Consider the following 19,148-nt stretch of genomic DNA (forward strand, 5'->3'; position numbering starts at 1 on the left):
TCAAGCCCCGCTCTGCATGGCGCGTTCGATGACTTCTTCCGCAGTCTCCGGCGCCGGCTTTTCGTAGCGCGGCATCCCTCCGAAGATCACATGAATAAGCTCGTCGGCCATGGCGATTGCGAGGATGATGAGCCCGCCGGAAAAGCCGATCTGCGGGATCCACAGCGGCATGGCGACGACGCCCTGTGCGAGATCGTTGAACTGCCAGGAGGTGCGGTTCATGTCGAAGGCGTACCAGGCGAAATAAACCGCAGCAGCAGTACCGATGAAAAGCGCCACCGCCTCGAAACTCTGGCGGGTGCGACCGTTAAATCGCTCGATCAGCAGGCCGACGCGGATCATCTCGCCGGAGCGGAATGTGTGGGCCAGACCGAGGAATGCGGACGCGGCCATGCACCAGGAGGCGAAATCGTCGCCGGCCGGAACGTCGATGCCCAGAGGCCTGCCGGCCGACAACGCCAGCATGATGACGAAGATCGCGATGAGAAAACCACCGGCCAGCCAGCCGGATACGAGATACAACCCATCCAGCCCCTTGCGGAGCCATTCGGGGAAAATGCTATGGTGCGGATCAGCGGCGGACATGGCTTGTCCTCCGCTCGTTCGTGCGGAAATCGCTCATGTGGCTTCCCCTCGGTTGCCGTTGCGGGCGCGGCTCTGTCGGCCACTTTGCCCTTTCGATAGGCATGATGATGCAATAGGCAATTTCTTGTCAATCAATCATTGACGTTTTATCGACGAACTGTTTTCGTTGGGTCAGATCGACTGTTACGGGGGCATGACATGGCGAACGGCAAATGGGATTTCTGGATCGATCGTGGCGGCACGTTCACCGACGTTGTGGGCAGAAAACCGGATGGAACGCTCGTTGCGCACAAGGTCCTGTCGGAGAATCCGGAGGCGTATAGGGACGCCGCAGTCCAGGGCATCCGTGAGCTTCTCGGCGTCTCTGCCGGCGCGCCAATCCCATCCGGAATGATCGGCGCGGTGAAGATGGGCACGACGGTTGCCACCAATGCGCTGCTCGAGCGCAAGGGCGAACAGACGCTGCTCGTCACCACACGGGGTTTTCGCGATGCGCTGGCGATCGGCTATCAGGCTCGCGCTGACATTTTTGCCAAGAAGATTATCAAACCCGAATTGCTCTACAGCGCCGTCATCGAAGTCGATGAACGCGTGCGCGCCGACGGCACTGTCGAGGCGGAGCCCGACGAAACGGCAATACGCGCTGACCTGCAGGCGCAGTTCGATGCCGGCATCCGCGCCGTCGCGATCGTTTTCATGCATGCCTATCGTTACCCGGCCCATGAACAGCGCGTTGCCCTTATCGCCCGCGAGATCGGCTTCACCCAAGTCTCTGTCAGCCATGAGGTTTCGCCGCTGATCAAGCTGGTCGGCCGTGGCGATACCACCGTCGTCGATGCCTATCTGTCGCCGATCCTGCGCCGTTATGTCGAGCAGGTGGCGAGCGAACTCGGCGCTGACGCGAATAACGCCGGAGAAGACGGCCCGCAGCTGATGTTCATGCAGTCTTCCGGCGGACTGACGGCGGCGCGGCTGTTCCAGGGCAAGGATGCAATCCTGTCCGGCCCGGCCGGCGGCGTGGTTGGTGCGGTGGAAACCTCGCGGCTTGCCGGTTTCGACCGGATGGTCGGCTTCGACATGGGCGGCACGTCCACCGACGTCTCCCATTATGACGGCGAACTGGAGCGTTCCTTCGAGACGGAAGTGGCCGGTGTGCGCATGCGCGCCCCGATGATGTCGATCCACACGGTGGCCGCTGGCGGCGGCTCGATCCTGCATTTCGAGAACAGCCGTTTTCGCGTCGGACCCGATTCCGCCGGTGCCAATCCCGGCCCCAAGGCCTATCGCCGCGGCGGACCTCTGACCGTTACCGACGCCAATGTCATGCTCGGCAAGCTGTCGCCCGATCTCTTCCCGAGGATTTTTGGACCCAACCGTGACCAGCCGCTCGATGCCGATGCCGTGCGTACCGCTTTCGAGGACATGGCCAGGGTGGTCGGTGACGGCCGCACGCCGGAACAGGTGGCCGACGGTTTTCTCGCCATCGCGGTGGAAAACATGGCCAATGCGGTGAAGAAGATCAGCGTCCAGCGCGGTTATGACGTCACCCATTATGCCCTCACCTGCTTCGGCGGCGCCGGCGGCCAGCATGCCTGCCTTACCGCCGATGCGCTCGGCATCTCGACCGTGTTGATCCATCCTTTCTCGGGCATTCTTTCCGCCTATGGCATGGGGCTTGCCGATATCCGCGCCACCCGCCAGCGCACGGTGTCGGAGGGGCTGGAAACCGCCCTCGCCGCACTTGGCCCCGTTCGCGACGAGTTGACGGCAAGCGTGCTGGACGAGATGGCGAGCCAGGGCGTCGCCAAGGCCGATACCGACGTCGCTCACCGTGCGCATCTACGCTATCAGGGCACGGACACAACCCTGTCCGTCACCGTCACCGATGCGGCCGAGATGACCGCCGCTTTCGAGACGGCACATAAAAAGCAGTTCGGCTTCATCTTCGAAAACCGCGAGATCATCTTCGAAGCCTATGAGGTCGAGGCGATCGGCGGTGGCGCGGATTCCTCCGAGCCCGAATTTGCGCTCGACGCCGCCGCGCCGAAATCCGCGGAAAGCTCGAAATTTTTCTCCGGCGGTGCATGGCGCCAAGCGCCGATCTACCGCCGGGCGGAGATCACGCCGGGCGCCCGTGCCGTTGGCCCCTGCCTGATCGTCGAACCACATCAGACGATCATCGTCGAAGACGGCTGGGCTTTCGAGATCACCAAACTGAACCATGTCGTGTTGAAGCGCGTCACCGAGCTTTCCCGCATAAATGCCGTCGGCACGCAGGCCGATCCGGTTCTGCTCGAAGTGTTCAACAACCTGTTCATGTCGATCGCCGAGCAGATGGGCGTGACGCTGCAGAATACGGCATCCTCCGTCAACATCAAGGAACGCCTCGACTTTTCCTGCGCCGTGTTCGACGAGAACGGCGCGCTTGTCGCCAATGCCCCGCATATGCCGGTGCATCTCGGTTCGATGGACAGGTCGGTCGAAAGCGTGATCGCCCAGAACCAGGGGAAAATCCGGCCCGGTGACGTGTTCGCACTCAACGCGCCCTATAACGGCGGCACGCATCTGCCCGATATTACTGTGGTTACCCCGGTCTTCGACGATGCAGGCCAGAAGATACTATTTTACGTCGCCTCGCGCGGCCATCATGCCGATGTCGGCGGTACGGCGCCGGGGTCGATGACGCCACTGGCCACCACCGTCGACGAGGAAGGCGTACTGTTCGACAACGTGCTGCTGGTCGATCGCGGCCGGTTCGACGAGGCAGGCATTACCAGCCTGCTCTCCAACCATCCCCACCCGGCCCGCAACGTGCCCCAGAACGTCGCAGACCTTCGCGCCCAGATCGCCGCCAACGAAAAGGGCGTGCACGAGATGCGCAAGATGATCGCGCAGTTCGGGCTTCCCGTGGTGCAGGGCTATATGGGCCATGTGCAGGACAACGCGGAAGAAAGCGTGCGCCGGGTTCTGGAAAAGCTTGGAGACGCCGAGTTTGCCTACACCACCGATCAGGGCAGCACGATCCAGGTGAAGATCACAATCGACAAGGAAAGCCGCGAGGCCACCGTCGATTTCACCGGCACCAGCGAGCAGCAAAAGAACAATTTTAACGCTCCGGAACCGGTGACGCGCGCCGCCGTGCTCTATGTCTTCCGCGTCATGGTGGAAAGCTCGATCCCGATGAATGCCGGCTGCCTCAAGCCGATCCGCATCATCGTGCCGGAAGGCTCGATGCTGAAGCCGCAATATCCGGCGGCGGTCGTTGCTGGCAATGTCGAGACCTCGCAGCATGTCACCAATGCGCTGTTCGGCGCGCTTGGTGCGATCGCCGCGAGCCAGGGAACGATGAACAATCTCACCTTCGGCAATGCGACCTACCAGTATTACGAGACGCTGTGCTCCGGCTCACCTGCTGGCCGGTTCAACGACGGCAGCGGTTTTGCCGGCACGGATGCGGTGCATGTCCATATGACCAATTCGCGCCTAACCGACCCGGAAATCCTGGAGACGCGCTATCCGGTGCTGCTGGAGGATTTCCACATCCGCGAAAACTCCGGCGGGACGGGCACATTTCCGGCCGGTGACGGCACGAAAAGAACGATCCGCTTTCTTGAAAAGATGGATTGCGCCATCCTTTCCTCGCACCGGACGATCCGCCCGCATGGATTGGACGACGGCGGCGAAGGCGAACTCGGCCTCACCACCGTTCGACGTCTCGACGGCACTTTGGAAGAACTCGCAGGTTGCGCCCAGACACTGATCGAAGCCGGCGAAGCGGTCACGGTCGTCACACCGACGGCCGGCGGTTACGGCAAGCGGGTTGATGTATCCTGAGACCCACCGGTGATGCCCCGGAGAAATTGAACGCCTGAGACAGAAACGGCCCGAAAATCGCAATGGATTTTCGGGCCGTTTTTTTTAAATCTCAGGGCGTTAGAGCGCCCGGAAACCTGTTTTTAGTACTGAACCGACAGGGCGTCGATCTTCGGCGTCTGCGGCGGTGCGAACTTGGTCAGGTCGATACCGACGACAGCGGCCTTATATTCTTCCGCACTTGGTGTGCGGCCAAGGATCGCCGACAGCACCACGACAGGGGTCGAAGCCAGCAGCGATTCACCCTTCTTCTCGGCCGTGTCTTCCACGACGCGGCCCTGGAACAGGCGTGTCGAAGTCGCGAGAACGGTATCGCCCTTCTCGGCCTTTTCCTGGTTGCCCATGCATAGGTTGCAGCCCGGACGCTCGAGATAGAGAATGTTCTCGTATTCGGTACGGTTGGCCGTCTTCGGCTTCAGGTCGTCGAATTCGAAGCCGGAATACTTCTGGAGAATCTCCCAGTCGCCTTCGGCCTTGAGTTCATCGATGATGTTGTAGGTCGGAGCAGCGACGACGAGCGGCGCCTTGAACTCGACCTTGCCCTCGGCCTTTTCGATGTTCTTGAGCATCTGCGCGACGATTTTCATGTCGCCCTTATGCACCATGCAGGAACCCACGAAGCCAAGATCCACCTTCTTGGTGCCGCCGTAATAGGAAACCGGGCGGATCGTGTCATGGGTATAGCGCCTCGACACATCGGCATTGTTGACGTCGGGGTCGGCGATCATCGGCTCGTCGATGATATCCAGATCGACGACGACTTCAGCGAAGTATTTCGCATTGGCATCCGGCGTCAGCGCCGGCTTTTCGCCGGAACGGATCTCGGCGATGCGGGCATCGGCCTTGGCGATCAGGCCCTTCAGCGTCTGGGCAGCGTTGTCCATGCCCTTGTCGATCATGATCTGGATGCGCGACTTGGCGATTTCCAGAGACTCGATCAGGGTCGCGTCCTCGGAGATACAGATCGACGCCTTGGCCTTCATTTCGGCCGTCCAGTCGGTGAAGGTGAAGGCCTGGTCGGCAAGCAGCGTGCCGATATGGACTTCGATGATACGGCCCTGGAAGACGTTATCGCCGTGCTGCTTGAGCATCTGCGCCTGCGTCGCGTGGACCACGTCGCGGAAGTCCATATGCGACTGCATCTTGCCCTTGAAGGTGACCTTGACCGATTGCGGGATCGGCATGGTCGCTTCGCCGGTGGCAAGCGCCAGCGCCACGGTGCCACTGTCGGCACCAAAGGCAACGCCCTTGGACATACGGGTATGGCTGTCGCCGCCGATGATGATCGCCCAGTCATCCACGGTGATATCGTTCAGCACCTTGTGGATGACGTCCGTCATCGAATGATAGGCGCCCTTCGGGTCACGCGCGGTGATGACGCCAAAATTGTTCATGAAGGACATCAGCTTGGGAATATTGGCCTGAGCCTTCTTGTCCCAGACGGATGCCGTGTGACAACCCGACTGATAGGCGCCATCGACCAGAGGCGAAATGACGGTTGCCGCCATCGCTTCCAGTTCCTGCGCGGTCATCAGACCGGTCGTGTCCTGGCTGCCGACGATGTTGACCGTCACACGAACGTCGGAGCCGGCGTGCAGCACCTTGCCCGGCGCGACGCCAACGGCGTTGCGGTTAAAGATCTTTTCGACCGCGGTCAGGCCCTGGCCTTCGACCGAGATTTCCTTGTTCGGAGCGAAAACCGGCGTTGCCTCGACGCCCAGCGTCTGCGCGGCAAACGTCTGCAGCTTCTTGCCGAATACGATCGCGTAGGACGAGCCGGCCTTCATGAACTCCATTTTCTGGGGCGTGAAGGCAGACGCGACATCGACCAGTTCCTCACCGTTCTCGTCGCAGAGCTTCTTGTTCTTGGCGTCGATCTTCAGAACGGTACCGGTCGCAACCGAGTATTTCTGCTCGAGGATCGGGTTGCCTTCGTTGTTGAGGATCGGCTTGCCGTCTTCACCGGTCTTCTTGACCCAGTTCTTCAGGTTGACGCCGATGCCGCCGGTCACGTCGACCGTCGTGGCAAAAATCGGCGAGATGCCGTTGGTGCCTGCAACGACGGGGGCAAAATTGACGAAGGGAACATAGGGGCTGGACTGCTTGCCGGTCCAAAGCGCCACGTTGTTGACGCCGGACATGCGCGACGAGCCGACGCCCATCGTGCCCTTTTCGGCAATCATCATCACCCGCTTGTCGGGATGCTGCTTCTGCAGCGCGACGATTTCCGCCTGCGCTTCGGGCGTGATCATACACTGGCCGTGCAATTCGCGGTCGGAACGCGAATGCGCCTGATTGCCGGGGGAAAGAAGATCGGTCGAGATATCGCCTTCGGCGGCGATGAAGGTCACGACCTTGATCTCGTCTTCTACGTCCGGCAGCTTGGTGAAGAACTCGGCCTTGGCATAGCTTTCCAGCACGCCCTTCGCGACCGTGTTGCCGGCCTTGTAGGCGTCGCGCAACCGGAACATGTCGGCATCATACAGGAAGACCTGGGTCTTCAGCACGTCGCCCGCCTGTTCGGCGATCACCGCATCATCGCCAAGCGCGATGTCGAGCAGCACGACGATCGAAGGACCGCCCTTCATATGAGACAGAAGCTCGAGTGCGAAAGTGGGCGTGATCTCCGGGACGATTGTTTCGCCGAGGATGATCTGCTTCAGGAAGGCCGCCTTGACACCCGCGGCGCTGGTTGTGCCTGGCAGGGTGTTGTAGATGAAGAATTTGAGGGCATCAGCCCGGTGCTCGCTACCGGTATCCCGGATCAGGGCGATGATGTCGCCGACAAGCGCGCCATCGTCAATCGGTTTGGGAGCAAGTCCCTGGTTTTCTCTGCTTTTGATCTCGGCCAGGTAATCCAAGTAAAGGTTCATTGCAGTCCCAACGTCATGATGATTATGGCGCTGAAACGCAGCACCATCGAACGATATGATAATAGGCCGCAAGGCCTGTCGGTCTGGAGTACGTCAACCAGGACCGTGTGACAAGATACCGCATTCCAGTAAAAAAGTGGTATTCTTTATTCAGGTATCGAGGCTGAGAACGCCGATTTGCGTGCCCACGCAATCGCATGCCGCACTCAATCGATTTACCCCGCCTGTCCGATCCAATCAGGCCAAGACAAAAACTTTTCCGTGTCCCTGTCTCTGCGGCCGGCAATCCGGCGACAGGACTTGCGAAATGCTAAAATAGACTGGTGGAAAATCCGAAAAAACGATCGGAAGCGTCGAGACCGCCCGAATCGTATCGATCCTTCCGGGGAAATTTCCGGTCAGCTCGACCGGGAGGCAAAAGCCATGCGGACGGCCGGCCGAAAGATTGGCCCAGCGGCAACCACCATGCCTCCATCACCAGAAATGATTGAACCCCTTGGTGCAAAGGGGAAGCGCACCACCATACGGTCAGCAATCCTGTCGTGATCGCCGCCGCGCCCAAAGCGAAATCTGTGTGCTCTCGATTTATTTATTTTAGCACTTCATTATTTTAGTACTTTCTTATCGAATGTTCCGTCTTCTCGGAGCTGTCGAAAAATCGGCGCGGCACGGAAGACGACAGCCTTTCGAGCAATGACAAAAAAATGCGAGGAGACGTATTGAGATGGTTGCAGTTGTATCGGACAAAGTCAGTGGTGAAACATCTACAGTCGCCACAAACGAAATTTCCATAACCCGCCCCAGCACGATCAAGCTTAAGCTTTCCCCGAAAGACATATCCGCAACGTCGCGCTCCGGATCAGACCTCATCATCAACCTGACCAATGGTGAGCAGATCCGTATCGATGGCTTTTTCACTGGAGAAGGCGACAAGCGGAGCGAACTCATTCTCGAGGACGAGTTCGGTAATCTCTGGAATGGCGAATACACCGATGCATTTGCCGATCTGCAGTTCGAGCCGCTTTCAGCCGTCGATCAGATGGTCGGAGGTGCAGCGGCAGCCGGTGCCGGCTCGGCGTTCAGTATTCTTGGCCCCTTGGCTCTGGCTGGCGCCGCCCTTGCAGCTGTCGGCGCAGGCGGCGGCGGTGGTGGCGGCAACAATGGCGGCGAACCCGGCACACCTGCCCCCGGCGCCCCGGCGGTCAGCCTCGGCAACGGCGATGGCTTTCTGAATGCACAGGAAACGGCCGGCGGCTCCGTGGTCGTAAGCATCAATCTGGCAGGCACAGGAGCGGTTGCAGGCAACACGCTGACGGTCAATGGCACGACGGTGACACTGACCGACGCCCAGATCGCAGCGGGCGTCGTCGAAATCAATGTCCCCGCGCCAGCTGACGGTCAGACGCTGACCGTGACCGCATCCTTGACCGACGCAAACGGCAATACATCGCCGGTGACAACGATATCGGCCGTCGTGGACACCACGGCTCCGGGTCTTCCGAGCGTATCGGTGGGGAATGGCGACAACGTCATTTCAGGCGGTGAAGTCACGAACGGGCAGGTCAAGGTGACGGTCAATCTTGCCGGTAGTGGCGCCGTTGCCGGCGACACACTGGTCGTCAACGGAACTGCAACCGTGCTGACGGCGGCGCAAATCGCAGCGGGTGTCGCGGAAACGACCGTGCCGGTGCCGGCCGACGGCCAGACACTGACGGTAACGGCGTCGTTGACAGATGCCGCCGGAAACTCCTCGCCGGCCGCAACCATATCCGCGCAGGTGGACACGACAGCACCAACCGCTCCTGTACTGACGGTCGGCAATGGCGACAACATCATCACAGGGGCTGAAATTTCGAATGGCGCGGTAACCGTCAGGATCGACATTGTCGGGACCGGTGCCGTCGCCGGTGACACCGTCACCGTCAATGGTAGCGCAATCGTTCTGACCGGCGCGCAGATCGCTGCCGGTTTCGTCACCACGACGGTGACAGCTCCGGCGAGAGGAGAGACGCTCAACATTTCGGCGTCCCTTACCGATGCCGCCGGCAATGTCTCGCCGCCTGCAACACTGTCTGCAGTGGTGGACCCCAATCTCCCAGGCACACCAACCGTCACCGTCGGGAATGGCGACGCCTATATCAATGCCGCTGAAGCCGTCGGCGGGGTGGTATCGGTTTCCATCAGCCTCGCCAATACTGGCGCTGTTGCCGGCAACACCCTGACTGTCAACGGCAACACGATCGTATTGACGGGCGCGCAGATTGCGGCCGGCCTTGCCCAGACGACTTTGCCCGTCCCGGCGGACGGCGAGACACTGACGGTGACGGCATCGTTCACCGATAGCTCCGGCAATACGTCACCAGCGACCACGATCAGCGCGTTGGTCGACACGATCGCCCCTAACCTGCCCGGCTTGACGCTCGGCGATGGCAACGGCCCGATCGGAAGCGGCGAAATCTCTGGCGGATCCGTTACGGTTTCCGTAAACCTTGCCGGCACGGGAGCCGTGGCCGGCGACACGCTGATCGTCGGTGGCATACCTGTCACGTTGACGGCGGCGCAAATTCAAGCAGGCACCGTGACGGTAGCGGTGACCGCTCCGGCTGACGGCCAGCCACTGTTCGTTTCGGCGACGCTCACCGATCCAGCCGGGAACAGTTCACCCATTGCGACGGCTTCAGCTCTTGTCGACACGACAGCTCCCGGTCTGCCCACAGTCACGCTTGGTAGTGGTGGACCCTTTCTGGGACCGAATGACATCACAGGTGGCGTCGTTGACGTTACGATCGGCCTTGCCGGCACAGGTGCCGCAGCAGGAGACATACTGGCTATCAACGGCGATACGTTCGTATTATCGGCTGCCGATATCAATGCTGGCACAGTCACGAAACCGATCCCGGCACCGGCCGAAGGCCAGACCCTCACGGTCACGGCAACCCTGACGGACACGGCCGGCAATCCTTCCCCGGCGGCAACGGTTACAGCGATTGTCGACACGACGCCTCCGGGGACACCCGGCATCATCCTTGGCAATGGCGATGGTGTCATTGAAGCTGGCGAACTGGTCAACGGCTCCGTTCCTGTCAGGATCAGTCTTGCGGGCACCAACGCTGCGGCCGGCGACACGCTGACCGTCGGGAGTGTATCGATTGTACTGACTGCCGCACAGGTCGCTGCAGGTGTGGTGGACACGAGTGTGCCTGCCCTCGCCCAAGGCGCCCAACTGACCGTTTCAGCCTCGCTGCAGGATGCCGCCGGCAACAGTTCAGGCACCGCAAATGCTTTGGCGGTAATGGACACAAACCTGCTCGGCACGCCCAGCATGACGCTGGGTGACGGCGATGCCTATCTCAATGCTGCGGAGGTCATCAATAATCTGGTGACAGTAACATTCAACATTACAGGCACCGGCGCTGCGGCAGGCGATACTCTGACCGTGAATGGCACTCCGATCACACTGACCGCCGGCAACATTTCCACCGGCACCGTTTCAACCCAGGTGACGGCGCCGGCGGATGGCTTGACCTTGTCGGTGACGGCGCAACTCACCAGCACCGGTGGCTACACCTCGCCAACGGTCACAGCCTCGGCACTGGTCGACATCAGCCCACCCGGCACCCCCGTCCTGACCTTGGGCGATGGCGACGCTTACATCAAGGCGAGCGAGGTCACCAACGGAACGGTAAACCTTCGCATCACCATCACGGGCACCGGCGCCGCTGAAGGCGATACCCTGATGGTCAACGGCAGCCCGATCGTATTGACTGCCGCCAATATAACAGACGGCTTTGTGGCAATGACGGTGCCGGCACCGGCCACGGGACAAGCGCTGACAGCCCATGCTTCGCTGGTTGATATCGCCGGCAACAGTTCGCCGATTGCGACCGCATCGGCAGACGTCGATACGGTGACGCCAGGCCAGCCAGCTGTGACAATCGGCAACGGCGACGGCTTCATCAACGGTAGCGAGATCACCAACAACCAGGTTGAGGTTTTCGTCGATCTCGCCAATACCGGCGCGGCTGTGGGAGACAGGCTGACGGTCGCCGGCACAACCATCGTGCTGACGTCTTCGATGATCAGCAACGGCGTCTTCGTCAATGTAAACGCCGTTCCGGATGGACAGGCGCTGTCGGTTTCGGCCTCAATAACCGACATTGCCGGCAACACCTCGCCGGTCACGACAGTCACTGCTAACGTCGATACCACAGCACCTAACCAGCCGGCCGTGACGCTTGGTGATGGCAACGCCTATATCAATGCCGCAGATGTTGTTAATGGCGCGGTTTCCGTCAACGTCAGCCTTGCCGGCACCGGTGCTGCTATCGGCGACAAGGTGAACATCGACGGCACCATCATCACATTGACGGCTGCGCATATCAGCGCAAACGCCGTATTGACGACGGTGCCCGTGCCGGCAACAGGCGGCACATTGACTGTCAACGTTTTCATCACCGATGCGGCAGGTAATAACTCGCCGACGGCAACCGTGTCGGCGCCGGTCGATACGGATCAATTCGGCACGCCCGTGATTACCATCGGCAACGGCGACCCCTTCGTTATCGCCAACGAGGTAACCGGCGGCAATGTCGCGGTGTCAATCAACATCAGTGGCACAGGCGCACTCGCAGGTGACAGCCTGATCGTCAATGGACAGACCATCGTTCTGAATGCTCAGCAAATAGCGCTGGGGCATGTCGACACCAGCGTCCTCGTTCCCACAGACGGTTCGCCGCTGACGGTTACGGCAAACCTCACCGATACCGCAGGCAACACCTCTCCTGTCGCAACTGCGTCCGCCGCTGTGGACCTCGACGTTCCAACAGCTCCGGGGGTTATCCTTGGCACGAATGGCGACCTTTATATCAACGCGGCAGAAGCGGCCGGCGGTGTGGTTTCCGTCAGGATCAGCATTCTCGGAACCGGTGCGGTTGCAGGCGACAGTCTGATCGTTAACGGGGCCAGGATCGTGTTGACCAGCCAAGAGGTCATTGCGGGTGTGGTAACGACGACGGTATCGGCCGCGGCAAATGGTCAATCCCTGATCGTAACAGCCCAGTTGCAGGACGTTGCCGGCAACGAGTCGGTGGTGACCACCGTCACTGCCTTGACCGACACGATAGCGCCGACCGCACCCGTCCTGACCCTGGGCAATGGCGACGGATTCATCAGCATCGTCGAAGTCAGCAATAATGCGGTTGCTCTCAGAATAGACATCAGTGCGACCGATGCCATTGCTGGCGATACACTGACCGTCAACGGCAACGCCTACGTCCTCACCGCCACCGACATTACCAATCGCTATGTCGATACGACCGTTGGCCTTCCCGCTGTCGGCAACACTCTGGAGGTCGACGCATTCCTGACTGACATTGCCGGTAACACATCAGCGGTCGTCGAGGTCAACGCAACGGTCGATATAACTGCGCCGACGTCGCCGATAGTGACGATTGGCAGCGGCAACGGCTTGCTTGGGATAGCCGACGTGACGGGCGGAGTGGCGCAGGTATCCGTCGATATCCGAAGCACGGGCGCCGTTGCAGGCGACATTCTGACGGTCGGCGGGCAGTCTATCGTCCTGACAGCATCGCAAATCAGCAATGGCATCATCACGACAACGGTTCCCATCCTCAATTATGGTCAACCGCTGCAGGTGACCGCAGTTCTCACCGATGCAGTCGGCAACGCATCGGCACCGACGACGGCTTCCGCAACAATCGACATCACAGCGCCCGGAATTCCTCTCGTCACGCTTGGTGATGGCGATGCCTTCATCAATGCGAGCGAGGTGACTGCCGGCAGAGTCGAAGTCAGGATTTCTCTTGCCGGCACAGGTGCCGTGGCAGGCGATACCCTGCTCATCGATGGACAGGCCACCATCCTCACCGCCCAGGACATCACCGACGGCCTGACCACAGGCATCGTCAGAACGGTTCCGGTTGTGCCCGATGGCGACCCCTTTGCGGTCGCCGTGTCACTGCGGGACCAGGCCGGCAACGGATCGCCGACAGCGACGGTCACAGCATCAGTAGACACGCAGGCTCCGCTGGCACCCACGGTTCAGCTTGGTGACGGCAATAATTTTATCATCGCCAGCGAACTGGTCGGCGGGGCCGTTCCTGTCTCGATCAGTCTTGCGGGCACCGGTGCCGCGATCGGTGATACACTGACGGTGAATGGCACGACTATTGTTCTCGACGCGACGCAGATCGCCACGCAACTCGTTACATTGACGCTACCGGCACCTGGCGACGGCCAGACGCTGAACGTCACCACAACGATCACGGATGCCGCCGGCAACACGTCTATTCCTGTTACGGAACAGGCCGTGATGGATACCGACATTCTCGGCGCGCCCACACTGACGATCGGCAACGGAGACGGCTTCATCACGGCAACCGAAATCATCGGCGGTAACGTTACGGTACGCGTTGGCCTTGCCGGCACAGGTGCGGCTGCCGGTGATACCGTGACGGTCGACGGCCAGCTGTTCGTTTTGACGCCGGGCGACATCACTGCCGGCTACATAAACGCGCCAGTGCTCGCGCCCCTGGAAGGTCAGTCGCTGACAGTGACGGCATCGCTTACCGGTTTTGGCGGCAACCCGTCGCCGGATGGCACCGTGACGGCCGTGGTCGACACAGTTGCGCCGCCCCCCGTCACTGTGACAATCGGCAATGGTGACGGCTATATCGTCTCCGGTGAGATTTCCGGCGGGACGGTCGCGGTCGCAATCAACATTACTGGTGCCGCAGCCGGTGATACCTTGACGATCAATGGAACGAGCCGGGTTCTGACGGCTGCCGATATCACTGCCGGCACCGTACAGACCAACCTGTCTGCGCCTGCAAGCGGCCAGTCGCTGACGGTCGAAGCTTCACTCACCGATCCGGCTGGCAACATCTCGACGCCGACGACTGTGTCCGCACTGGTCGATACGATCGCTCCTGACCTGCCTGTCATCACCATCGGCAATGGCGACGGCTTCATCCTCCCTGCGGAAATAGTGGGCAACAATGTTTCCGTTGCCATCAATATTCGCAATACGGGTGCAGTCGCAGGCGATACGCTGATCATCAACGGTGTTGCAAATGTGCTGACGACACAAAACATCATTGACGGCGTTGTAAACAGAACCATCCTCGCGCCGGCCAACAACTCCACGCTGACCATCAACGCCTCTCTTGTCGACGCAGCCGGAAACAGTTCCGGAAACGCCTCGGCAAATGCGCTTGTCGATACGACGGTGCCGACGGCACCAACCATCACGCTCGGCAATGGCGACGCCTATATCAATGCCGCCGAGGTGAGCGCCGGGCGCGTTGCCGTGTCCATCAATATCGGCACGAGTGGCGCGGCTGTCGGTGACACGCTCAACGTCAACGGCACGACGATCGTCCTGACGGCGGCGCACATATCTTCCGGTACCGTCGCCACCACGGTTGCGGTGCCGGTCAGCGGACAGACGCTGGCCGTGACCGCCTTCATCACGGATACATCCGGCAATATTTCCTTGCCGGCAACCGCCAACGCCCTTGTGGACACAATAGTGCCATTGGCCCCGTCCCTCAGCCTCGGCAGCAATGGCGATGCCTATATCGGCATTGCCGAGGTCAATTCCGGATTGGTCAACGTCTCCGTCAGCCTGGCCGGTACGGGTGCCGTCGCGGGCGACCGGCTGAACGTCAACGGCACATTCATCACCCTGACCTCGGCGCAGGTTCTTGCCGGAACGGTCACGACGAGCGTGGCTGCGCCTGCGAATGGCTCGCTGCTGACGGTCAATGCGTCGCTGATCGACATTGCCGGCAACACGTCACCGATCGTGACGGCAACCGCCACCGTCGATTTGGTCGCGCCGACCGCTCCGATTGTAACGCTCGGCACCAATGGCGATGCCTATATCAACCTCAGCGAGGTGACTGCCGGGTCCGTGGCCGTTTCGGTCAACCTTGCCGGAACGGGTGCCGTTGCCGGCGACCGGCTGACGATCAATGGCACAACCACCGTGCTTAGCGCAGCGCAGGCAGCGGGCATATTCACCACCACTGTCCCCGCACCGGGAAGCGGCTCGACCCTGACTGTCAATGCAATCCTGACGGATGCCGCAGGCAATGCCGCGCCGCTGACCACCGCGATCGCCACCGTCGACACCACTCCGCCTGTTGCTCCAACCGTGGGTTTCGTGGTCGATAGCGGCACGATCGGCGACGGCATTTCGACAAACGGCGCGATCAGTGTCAGCGGCATCGAGCCGGGTGCGCGCTGGGAATACAGCACGAATGGCGGCACCAACTGGTTGACGGGTTCCGGCACGGGGTTCACGCTCGGTGTCGGATCGCATAACGTTCTCGTGCGTCAGATCGATGTGGCCGGCAATGCGACAACGCGGACCCTGGGGCCGGTGACGATCATCAACCTCGTCGCCAACGATGATGCGTCAACCATAAACCTCAACATCACGCCCTCGACCGTGACCCAGCCGAAACAGACCGGCGCCGTCGGCGGCGTCCTCAACCTCGGCCTGTTGGGCAATGCGGTTGACGTCTCGCTTCTCTCCGGCCAGAGCCCATTGAAGTTTACCGTTGCCAACAACACGACGCAGCAGGTGAGCGTGAAGGGCACGGGCGCCGCACTTGCAGCGCTGACGCTGGTCGGAGAACAGAACTACGATCTGATCGTCTACCGCGTCGAGAATGGACAGACGCAAGCCCAGCAGGTCCATGTGATCACTGACTGGCTGACCTTTAATCCCGGCATTCTGGGATTGCTGCTGCCAAGCTGGTCCGCCTCGTCCACGACACTGCCGCAATTCGAAGGCGGCGGCACCTATTATCTGGTTCTGGCCAATCCCGGCGGCCTTCTCAATCTTTCGGCGCTTGCCAACATGACAGTCGAGACGACTTCCAATGTCGTCACGGATTATCGCAACGTCAACGGATCGGTGGCCGGCAATGTGCTGACGGGTGATGCCACGGTTACGGGAACGATCGTCTCGAGCGTCGATCAGGCCGCAGTCGGCCCCACCGGTCTGGTGATCCATGGCGATCATGGAACGCTGACGATCAGCAGAGGCGGAGCCTACAGCTATGTCGCCGATCCACTGTTCACCGGTGCGGATGGCAGCACGGACGTCTTCACCTACACGATTACCTCACCGGATGGATCGACCTCGACCGCCAACCTGACGATTACGGCGGATTATGCGCATGGTCCGCAGGCTCTGATGAGCGCCTCCATCGAGGAATTGAACACGGACGACATGTTCTCGATGGCGATGTCCTTCGATAGCGACGCGCTTGATCCAGACAGCGCAAGTATCGATCTCGACAGCATAAATGCGCCGGACACGGATGGGACGGACTTTGCACCTGACCAACCTGTTTTCGCAGAGTTGCAGCTTGATCAGGGAGGGCAGGAGGTGGATCTCGCCGCTCTTGGCCTGTCGGCGGATATCGACCCGTCACAGACGCCCGACGCGCCATTCGACGATGCCGCGTTCCTGACTGCACGGATCGAGATCACCGAAGACCTGCCCATGGATCCATTTCCAGTCAGCCTACTTCCGGAGGATCAGTTGCATACGTCGGTCATATGACGCCGACGGGGCAATCCGAAACGATGGACTATCGCTTGCCGGCCATTTGATGATGGCCGGCAAGCGAAGGCTTGACAAAAAGAGACAGAAATAATTTATAACCATCTGGTTGGAAATAAATCGGATGAGTTCATGGGCAGGAAACGTGTCATCGATCAGCAAGCCGTGCTCGATGCGGCCGAGCGTGTCGTCGGGCGCGACGGCGCGGCAAACCTGACACTCGACGCCGTTGCCAGGGAAGCCGGCATCAACAAGGCGAGCGTGATCTACGACCACAAGACCAAACAGGCTTTGGTCGAGGCTGTCGTCGATCGCGCGTTCGAGCGCGACAACGCGCATCATGCCCGCATCGAAGACGGGATAGGCGAGCCGGAAGACCGACCTATCCGGGCTCGGATCACGGCTGCGGCCGAACCGCCGCCGGAGGAGTTTCGTGCCGTGGCCTTGAACCTCAGCGCGGCCCTGGCACTCGATGCCGGATTACGCCGGAAAATGCAGACGAACCAGGCCTCCACGATCACCCGCATTGTGGAAGCCTCACCATCCCCGCGGGGCGCGCTTCTCGCCTATCTCGCGCTCGAGGGGCTGAAATTTCTCGAACATCTCGATTTCCACCATTTCACCCGCGAGGAACGCGACAGGCTTCTTCGCGAGATCAACTGGCTCGTCACCGCCTCCCCGCGGGAGATCGACCTGCCGGACAGGCCGGCAAACTGAATAGCCAAACTTTTTAGGTAACATCACATGACCAATACCAGCATTGCCGCACCCGCCGCGGCCACGGACGAACACGTCCCATCGAAGCGGATATTTCTGACCGGAGGCAGTGGTTATGTCGGCCGCAACCTGATCCGGCATTTTGTCGCGCGTGGCGCAGACGTCGTCGCACTCGTTCGCAGCCAGCAGTCCGAGGAGAGTGTCCGGGCGCTGGGCGCAATTCCATGCCGGGGCGATATTCTTGTTGACGACCTCGCAACGGCAATGTCGGGTTGCGATAGCCTGATCCATGCGGCAGCCGATACCGGCCACGGACCGGCCACCGCCAGCCAGCAGCGTGTGAACGAGGATGGCACGCGGGCCGTCATGCAGGCCGCCCGTGCCGCGGGCATCCGCCGGGCGATCCATATCAGCACCGAATCCGTTCTGGCCACCGGCAGACCGCTGGTCGATGTGGATGAGAGCACGCCTCTGCCCGCGCGACCGGCGGGTGGTTACTCACGCAGCAAGGCCGCGGCCGAACGTATCGCTCTTGCATCCAACTCTGCGCAATTCGCCGTCGTCGTCTTGCGGCCCCGTTTCGTCTGGGGCCGTGATGATACGACAGCGCTTCCTGCCCTGACCGAAGCCGCCCGCTCGGGCAAGCTTGCCTGGATCGGCGGCGGTACATACCTTACCTCCACCACCCATATCGCCAACCTGTGCAGTGCCGTCGAACTGGCGCTCGCCAAAGGGCGCGGTGGCGAGGTCTATTTCATCTCGGATGGAGCACCCGTTGCATTCCGGACTTTCGTCTCGGCTCTACTGGAAACGCAGGGATTGGTGGCGCCGGAAAAATCCATTCCGCGCCCAGTGGTGAGGGCCATCGCGGCGATCGGCGATCTGCTTGCGGCAATCTCGATGGGACGCATCCACCCTCCCCTGACGCTGCAGTCCTATGCGACATCGGCCGTCGAAATTTCCCTGAACATCAGCAAGGCAGAACGGCAGCTCGGGTACAAACCGCTGATCTCGAGAGAACAGGGACTGAAAGAACTTCGCGCCGGTCAGCACTGGTAATCTTCAAGGCGGGGCGCATCATCGGGCTTTCCGACCTTGATCCAGCTGACCTTGCCGCGCAGGAAGGACAGCGCCGCATTCACGGCGGCCTGTCGTTCTTCCAGCCTTTTGATCTGCATCTGCAGAACATCGATCGTGCGTTCCGGCGAATGGGCGCCGGCGCGGTATTCCTCGTTGAGCGCCAGTATCTGCGCCAGCGAATATCCCAGTGTTTGCTGGAGACGGATCATACGCGCCGTCGTCACGTCGTCGGGACTGAACATCTGATACGGGTTCGAGCCGCCCTTGCTGCTGCGCTTAGGCTTCAGCAGCCCTTTGGTGATGTAGAAGCGGATCGTATCGATCGGAAGTTCGGTGGCTTTGGCAAATTCCGAAATCAGCATTTTTTGATCCTTGACCATGGAGTATGGTCAATACTTATAAGGCGTGCTTGTCGAAATATG

7 protein-coding genes are annotated in these 19,148 nt (G+C 60.6%); 4 read left to right on the top strand and 3 right to left on the bottom strand.

Features of this window, described 5'->3' with window-relative positions:
- Nucleotides 1–585: a TRAP transporter small permease gene (locus EDF70_RS13355; RefSeq protein ID WP_132274117.1), complete on the bottom strand. Its 585-nt coding sequence runs from the start codon at nucleotides 583–585 to the stop codon at nucleotides 1–3.
- Nucleotides 586–783: 198 nt separating this feature from the next.
- Here EDF70_RS13355 and EDF70_RS13360 point away from each other — a divergent pair, with 198 nt between their 5' ends.
- Nucleotides 784–4,419 (top strand): hydantoinase B/oxoprolinase family protein, encoded by a 3,636-nt coding sequence (locus tag EDF70_RS13360; RefSeq protein WP_132274119.1) that lies wholly within the window; start codon nucleotides 784–786, stop codon nucleotides 4,417–4,419.
- A gap of 122 nt (nucleotides 4,420–4,541) precedes the next feature.
- On the opposite strand, the gene EDF70_RS13365 is transcribed toward EDF70_RS13360, so the two are convergent.
- Nucleotides 4,542–7,331, bottom strand: a complete 2,790-nt coding sequence (locus EDF70_RS13365) for a bifunctional aconitate hydratase 2/2-methylisocitrate dehydratase (protein WP_132274122.1) — start codon at nucleotides 7,329–7,331, stop codon at nucleotides 4,542–4,544.
- A gap of 724 nt (nucleotides 7,332–8,055) precedes the next feature.
- Here EDF70_RS13365 and EDF70_RS13370 point away from each other — a divergent pair.
- The 3 genes from EDF70_RS13370 to EDF70_RS13380 all read left to right on the top strand — a co-directional run bounded on the left by EDF70_RS13370 (nucleotide 8,056) and on the right by EDF70_RS13380 (nucleotide 18,705).
- Complete coding sequence (locus EDF70_RS13370; protein WP_132274124.1) at nucleotides 8,056–16,929, top strand: BapA prefix-like domain-containing protein; 8,874 nt, start codon at nucleotides 8,056–8,058, stop codon at nucleotides 16,927–16,929.
- A 132-nt stretch (nucleotides 16,930–17,061) separates the two neighbouring features.
- Nucleotides 17,062–17,646 carry a TetR/AcrR family transcriptional regulator gene (locus tag EDF70_RS13375; RefSeq protein WP_132274127.1) on the top strand — a complete coding sequence of 195 codons (585 nt, stop codon included), beginning with the start codon at nucleotides 17,062–17,064 and terminating at the stop codon, nucleotides 17,644–17,646.
- Nucleotides 17,647–17,673: 27 nt separating this feature from the next.
- Nucleotides 17,674–18,705: an NAD-dependent epimerase/dehydratase family protein gene (locus tag EDF70_RS13380; RefSeq protein WP_132274130.1), complete on the top strand. Its 1,032-nt coding sequence runs from the start codon at nucleotides 17,674–17,676 to the stop codon at nucleotides 18,703–18,705.
- Here the strand turns inward: EDF70_RS13380 and EDF70_RS13385 are convergent.
- Nucleotides 18,693–19,088: a MerR family transcriptional regulator gene (locus tag EDF70_RS13385; protein WP_132274133.1), complete on the bottom strand. Its 396-nt coding sequence runs from the start codon at nucleotides 19,086–19,088 to the stop codon at nucleotides 18,693–18,695. The two genes, EDF70_RS13380 and EDF70_RS13385, sit on opposite strands and share 13 nt — an antisense overlap.
- Nucleotides 19,089–19,148 lie beyond the last annotated feature (60 nt).

The organism is Neorhizobium sp. JUb45 (assembly GCF_004343585.1).
Taxonomy (GTDB): Bacteria; Pseudomonadota; Alphaproteobacteria; order Rhizobiales; family Rhizobiaceae; genus Neorhizobium.

Coding starts and splice junctions, on each gene's coding strand:
- EDF70_RS13380 (WP_132274130.1), top strand. CDS start 17,674: ATGACCAATACCAGCATTGCCGCACCCGCCGCGGCCACGGACGAACAC.
- EDF70_RS13360 (WP_132274119.1), top strand. CDS start 784: ATGGCGAACGGCAAATGGGATTTCTGGATCGATCGTGGCGGCACGTTC.
- EDF70_RS13365 (WP_132274122.1), bottom strand. CDS start 7,331: ATGAACCTTTACTTGGATTACCTGGCCGAGATCAAAAGCAGAGAAAAC.
- EDF70_RS13370 (WP_132274124.1), top strand. CDS start 8,056: ATGGTTGCAGTTGTATCGGACAAAGTCAGTGGTGAAACATCTACAGTC.
- EDF70_RS13375 (WP_132274127.1), top strand. CDS start 17,062: ATGGGCAGGAAACGTGTCATCGATCAGCAAGCCGTGCTCGATGCGGCC.
- EDF70_RS13385 (WP_132274133.1), bottom strand. CDS start 19,088: ATGCTGATTTCGGAATTTGCCAAAGCCACCGAACTTCCGATCGATACG.
- EDF70_RS13355 (WP_132274117.1), bottom strand. CDS start 585: ATGTCCGCCGCTGATCCGCACCATAGCATTTTCCCCGAATGGCTCCGC.